Here is a 5,739-nt window from a genome sequence, read left to right on the forward strand (position 1 = left end):
AAGTTTGTAGTAACGACTTCAGTCGTTCTCTTCTCATAAGTTTGTAGTAACGACTTCAGTCGTTCTCTTCTCATAAGTTTGTAGTAACGACTTCAGTCGTTATCCCTCATAAGTTTGTAGTAACGACTTCAGTCGTTCTCTTCTCATAAGTTTGTAGTAACGACTTCAGTCGTTCTCCCTCATAAGTTTGTATTTGCAATACCATCCACTGCCTACTGGGGCTTACTCAAAAGGGTCAGGACTTCCGCGATCGCCTAACATCAAACCTTAACTGTAGGGGCGATTCGCGAATCGCCTCTACATTTAGGATTTGACTTTCAAAAATGCGTAAGTCATGAGGGTGCAAGATTGAACTAACTACGAACTTAGAGAAGATAACGACTGAAGTCGTTACTACGAACTCAGATAAGAGAACGACTGAAGTCGGGACGTTGAACTATTGAAGAGAACGACTGAAGTCGTTACTACGAACTTAGAGAAGATAACGACTGAAGTCGTTACTACGAACTTAGAGAAGAGAACGACTGAAGTCGGGACGTTGAACTTTGACAAGAGAACGACTGAAGTCGGGACGTTGAACGGGGAAATAATAAACACTGATGGATTAGTATGCATAAAACTTGTGCCTGAGCAGTTGCTCAGGCACGAGTTGAAGGACAATAAGTTTGAGTAAGATTTGAACTACAAGAAGGGTTTGTGTTGTCCTTTTTTGGACAAAACACGATGAATTTCATGAACGAACTTTACTAAGGGTTTATCTAATCAAATTGGGTTGGAGAATATCTGGGAGATAGTCTCTTTTGTTGGGAATGAAATAAAGTTGACGCCCCAGCATCCCCAGCTTTTCTCCCCATTGGGAACTAAGCAAGAGACGGAGGTCGCCCACTGTTGGGACTTGGGTAAAACTTAGCACGGTTATTAAAACTCACTGCTAAAACGAGGTCCTTGGTCTAAACCCCATTCATGTTTCAGGAATTGCTGATACATGGTTTCCCTCACCATCATTTGTTTGTAAAGTTCTTTGAGAAAATGCTGAGACTGTTCATGGCTCATTTTCTCAACCTGGGTTTCAAAGGCGCGGACGTTAAATTGTTGTTCCAAAGATAGCTCGATTGGTTGGCTCATTGTAAAACTCCTAATGTTTGATAGTCACCAGGGCTGGAAGGAGAGTTGTAAAGCGGGTAACCCCGTCTTTATCTGTTGTCTCTTTCTGCCTTTGCTGGGGGCGGTCAGGATTTCCTTGTTGCCTCCTGTTAAGAAATATAACAAAGATTTGACAAAATGACAAACTTGCCCTTGAGGTTTTATCTGGAAACGATGACTTAGCAGGTTTCACGGGTAGAAGCCTGGGTCTAAAGTGGTTGTATCAAATCAAATCTTTGAAAATTGCTCAGTTTGAACCAAATAGGTATTTCTTCCGGTTGAGAGACCGATTGTGGCTCTTACTGTATCTCTACTATGACGGATATGAAGCTCTGTTGCCCTCTGTCGCCAGATACGTTTCAGGAGGCTTTCTAGCCCTCTAAGCGATTAGTTTTGGTAAAAAATGGATCAAAACGTAAAAAAACCGCTTCTGAATGGCAGAAGCGGCTCTATCCGATGGATGATCGACAGGTGAATTTTTCTGTCTGGCTATTACCATCTTTCTAGAGCATCGGCACTGTAGAAGAGGATGGGAATGGGAAAACCGGAAGAGAGAAGCAGTTTGGGATTAAAAACCCGGTTTCGGGCCAGTTTTGGTCAGGGTTTCTGGGGTGATGAAACGGTTATGTCTGGAATCCCTGACTTAGAGGGATTGGCGATCGCCTTAGTCGAGGGTAATGATTACCACGGTAATGTTATCCCGTCCCCCTTGATTTTTAGCGGCATCCACCAGTTTCTTAGCCGCTTCGTCACCGGAGAGTTGCAATTGCAGATTAGGGCCGATCGCCTCGGCAGAGAGTTCCTCGGTTAATCCATCACTACAGAGCAATAGGCGATCGCCCGGTTGGACCTCAAACTCTTGCAAATCAATCTGTTGTAAATCCTGGCGTCCCAGACATTGAGCCAGAACGTGCCGCCAGGGATGCTTCCGCGCTTCCTCCACGGTGAGGTGTCCAGCTTTGAGTGCTCGTCCCACCCAGGTATGATCTTCCGTAATTTGAGTCAGTTCCTGTCCGCGCAGTCGGTATAACCGAGAATCACCGACATGAGCGCACCAGGGTTGATTGCGATCGCGGAACACCACCGCCACCGCCGTCGTTCCCATATCTGAGCGCTCAGGATGGTCTAATTGATCGTCAACAATGGCTTGATTGGCCTTCAAAAAAGCTTCTTTCAACAGATCGGGAGTCTTCTGGGAAGACTTCCAGCGTTCCACTAAATATTTTTCAATGGTTTCCGTAGCGATTCGACTGGCCTCTTGGCCTCCCGCATGGCCTCCCATACCATCGGCTACGATAAAAAATCGCCCCTCCGGGTCATCGATATAGAAGGCGTCCTGATTCACAGAACGAACGAGTCCCGTATCCGTCAGACCCGCGAAAGATCGTTTCATAACTCAACGCTTACTATGACAACTTTTACAGGGGGAATAGAAAATTGGGTTTAGATTGAATAGGCGATCGCGCCTTCTTTCAAATCTAAGGGTTCCAAGTTACAACATTACATCATTTTATCTGACCGCTCGATCCGCATAATCAGGCGGATCAAACTTCCCGCCAGCAATAGTGCCACAGCCCCGACAATTAGGGCCAGCCAGATTTTATCGTTCACCAATAAAATCGTTGCCGAGAGGGTAAATGCACTCACCAGTAAGGCTAAGTTGGTCCCCATTTGAACGTTACCAATGCGCCGCAGCACCCGATCGGTTTCAATGGATCGGACGCGGATGCGAATGTCCCCACGTTCTAGTTTCTCTATAGTATCCTCAATTCGGCCCGGTAAACCCAACGCCGTGGTTCCAACTTGCGCGGCTTGCCGTCCAATTTCATTGAAGAACGTATTGCGATCGAGCGAGTTACCATTCGTCATAATCTGCATTGCAAAAGGTTTTGCAACCTCCATAAAGTTAAACTCGGGATCCAGACCCTTCCCCACACCTTCCAGGGTTGAAAAGGCACGCATCACGAAGGTAAATGTAGCGGGAAAGCGGAAGGGTTGATCGTAGGCGATCGCATAGAGATCATCACTAATCGCCGCCACGGACTGCTCCTCAAAGGGCTGATCCATCAAATTATCCAGAATATACTGGATCGATCGCCGCACGGGTCCCATATCATCGGTGCGAGCCAGGGCCTCCAACTCAACCAGGCACTCCACCACGTCCTCTGCATTTTTTTTGGCAATCCCAAAAAACAGGTCCAGCAGTTTGACGCGAACATCGGTGCGGATCCGCCCCATCATGCCAAAGTCGTAAAAAATTAACGCCCCATCAGGACTCACCGCCAGATTCCCCGGATGGGGGTCTGCATGGAAAAACCCATGATTGAGGAGTTGTCTCAAATACGCTTCTGCTCCCAGTTTCGCTAGAATTTTGCGATCGAGTCCGGCTGCTTCTAGGGCTTCATAATGGCTAATCTTAATCCCCGGAAGGTATTCTAAAGTCAGCACCCGAGGGGAAGAATAGCGCCAGTAAACCCGAGGCACGCGCACCCATTCTTTATCGCGAAAATTGCGGCGAAAGGTATCCGCATTGCGACCTTCATTAATATAATCAACCTCTTCGTAGAGGATCTTGTAGCATTCGTCATAGATCCCCAACCAATCCCGACCTCGACCCCAACGGGGGTGATTTTGGAAATAGTGGGCAATCGTTTTGGCGATCGCTAAATCAATGCCAAATAGGCGTTTGAGTCCAGGACGCTGGACCTTGACCACAATTTCTTCCCCAGAATGGAGTTGTGCCTTGTGGACTTGACCCAAACTGGCTGCTGCCAGGGGCACCGGATCAAAACTGCGGAACAGGTCCTCTACTTTGCGACCAAAATCTTCTTCAATAATGGCTTGAGCCTGTTCATAGCTAAATGCGGGGACTCGATCTTGGAGTTTAGCCAACTCCTCCACATATTCACCAGGAAACAGGTCCGATCGCGTGGAAAATAACTGGCCCAACTTAATAAACGTTGGACCTAGTTCTAATAAGGTCTCGCGAATCCAACTGGCTTGTTTTCGCCGTCGGGCGATTTGTTTGGCTTCTGTGAACCCCCCTTTATAGGTCCAGGGTTTATTCAGGGACCACAGACTCGCCAAAAACTGTAAAACAAAATTCCAAATTTCGATCCGCCGCCGGTTGGGGGAGTAATTGGCACGACTCCAGCGGTATGCCTTGGGACGATAGGGTACGGTTCCCCCTTTCCCTCGAATGGCGAGATGACCTCCCGATCGCCTCATTAATTTAGGACCTTCTGGAGTTTCAGGACTTGGGATGGGATCGTTTAAGAGTTCAGACACTCGGGTTTGCGACTGCTATATCTAATCGGTCGATAATTTAAGGATGACAAGGATTGCTGCGGATCTAGGATCCGGAATCCAGCTTCAGGTTGCAGACAACGCGGCGATCGCGGCATAGTCTGTCCCTCTGTGCACTTAAGAACGGCTCCGGTAAAGCTGTAACTGAGCGCGAACTTGGGCAATTTCTGCACGTAACTCATCAATGGTCGCTTGCAGATCCCCCGGTTCAGGAATTGGGCTTCCGATGGGACCCGAGATCCCTGAGTTCGCAGGGGAGTTCATCACGAACCCGGATTCGCGACTCGCTCGTTCCATCACCTCTTGGGTGAATAACCGCAGACGCTCTCGCTGTTCTGCATCAAATTTACCCAAATCGCTCAGGGCATTGGTTAGGGTTTTTTCTAGCTCGTGGTAAAGCGCTTGGGATAAGGCTCTCCCCACAAAAAAGGCATCGACTACAGGTTTACTCATCTAAATTATTATACGCAGGCTTCCGTAAAGAATTATAACGTTGATGAGTGCGATGGCGCAGGCTCTAATAAGTGGTCTTCGGGCTAAAAACCACCTATAGCCAACATCTGCCTCGAATTTCTTGCATTAAAACGCTAAAAAGACCCCTGAATCCGTGGGGTCTTCGGGCGATCGCCTCAGACTAGGGCCACAGTTCTAATAAAGTTTGAACCCAATTTGACCGTTAATCCCTCGCAGGTTGTGGTATCCCGCCCCAAAGAAAAAGTTACCATCGGGCAAGATTTGCACCCCTGCCGAATAAGCAAACTCTTGTCCATTATCGGGGTCGTTATAAAGCCCCACCCCGACATAGCCGGAAATCTGACCAATCAATGGGGGGCTGATAAATTTCATCACGTCAATCCCCACCGCACTCTCATCGGTCAACCCCAATTCTAGCCCTAAGCCCAATCCCCGGACTCCGACAGAAAAGGTGGGTTCACTCTCTTGCACTCCGACGGAAACCCAGGGTTGCGGTAACAGTTGCGCCCTGGCGCTAGGGGCGAGGAACAGGGTGGATAATCCCAACAGGGTGGAATAGAGCAGGGTATTTTTCATAAAGTTTCTTCTCGGGTTTCCCAGAATTGTTAGGAATTCTTGATTTTTCAGGCTTCATCATACCTTGGGTTTCCTCGTGGCAACACCCGACGGGGGTTTTAACCCTAGCCCTGTCAAGGTGTATTGATTTGTAGGGGCGCAATGCTTGCGCCCCTACAGGAAATAACGATTTTTCATCATCAAATTTACCTCTTGGACAGGCGCTTCTCGAAGCGCCCCTACAGGAAATAACGATTTTTC

At 48.0% G+C, this 5,739-nt stretch carries 6 protein-coding genes; all 6 read right to left on the reverse strand.

Annotation, left to right across the window (positions count from 1 at the left end; all coding sequences use genetic code 11):
- Positions 1 to 918: 918 nt before the first annotated feature.
- Positions 919 to 1,125: an NblA/ycf18 family protein gene (locus tag NG833_RS26375; RefSeq protein ID WP_254568250.1), complete on the reverse strand. Its 207-nt coding sequence runs from the start codon at positions 1,123 to 1,125 to the stop codon at positions 919 to 921.
- Positions 1,126 to 1,807: 682 nt separating this feature from the next.
- Positions 1,808 to 2,536: a Stp1/IreP family PP2C-type Ser/Thr phosphatase gene (locus tag NG833_RS26380; protein ID WP_254568251.1), complete on the reverse strand. Its 729-nt coding sequence runs from the start codon at positions 2,534 to 2,536 to the stop codon at positions 1,808 to 1,810.
- Positions 2,537 to 2,643: 107 nt separating this feature from the next.
- Positions 2,644 to 4,371, reverse strand: a complete 1,728-nt coding sequence (locus NG833_RS26385) for an AarF/ABC1/UbiB kinase family protein (RefSeq protein WP_254568255.1) — start codon at positions 4,369 to 4,371, stop codon at positions 2,644 to 2,646.
- A 195-nt stretch (positions 4,372 to 4,566) separates the two neighbouring features.
- Positions 4,567 to 4,902 (reverse strand): DUF6825 family protein, encoded by a 336-nt coding sequence (locus tag NG833_RS26390; RefSeq protein WP_254568252.1) that lies wholly within the window; start codon positions 4,900 to 4,902, stop codon positions 4,567 to 4,569.
- Between the two features lie 195 nt (positions 4,903 to 5,097).
- Positions 5,098 to 5,499 (reverse strand): hypothetical protein, encoded by a 402-nt coding sequence (locus NG833_RS26395; protein WP_254568253.1) that lies wholly within the window; start codon positions 5,497 to 5,499, stop codon positions 5,098 to 5,100.
- The coding region (locus NG833_RS26400) for a hypothetical protein (protein ID WP_254568254.1) at positions 5,438 to 5,739 on the reverse strand (302 nt) is incomplete at its 5' end. The genes NG833_RS26400 and NG833_RS26395, both read right to left, overlap by 62 nt.

The sequence above is a fragment of the Oscillatoria sp. HE19RPO genome, assembly GCF_024220515.1.
In the GTDB taxonomy this organism is placed as follows: Bacteria; Cyanobacteriota; Cyanobacteriia; order Cyanobacteriales; family Laspinemataceae; genus Laspinema.

Coding starts and splice junctions, on each gene's coding strand:
- NG833_RS26385 (WP_254568255.1), bottom strand. CDS start 4,371: ATGAGGCGATCGGGAGGTCATCTCGCCATTCGAGGGAAAGGGGGAACC.
- NG833_RS26380 (WP_254568251.1), bottom strand. CDS start 2,536: ATGAAACGATCTTTCGCGGGTCTGACGGATACGGGACTCGTTCGTTCT.
- NG833_RS26375 (WP_254568250.1), bottom strand. CDS start 1,125: ATGAGCCAACCAATCGAGCTATCTTTGGAACAACAATTTAACGTCCGC.
- NG833_RS26395 (WP_254568253.1), bottom strand. CDS start 5,499: ATGAAAAATACCCTGCTCTATTCCACCCTGTTGGGATTATCCACCCTG.
- NG833_RS26390 (WP_254568252.1), bottom strand. CDS start 4,902: ATGAGTAAACCTGTAGTCGATGCCTTTTTTGTGGGGAGAGCCTTATCC.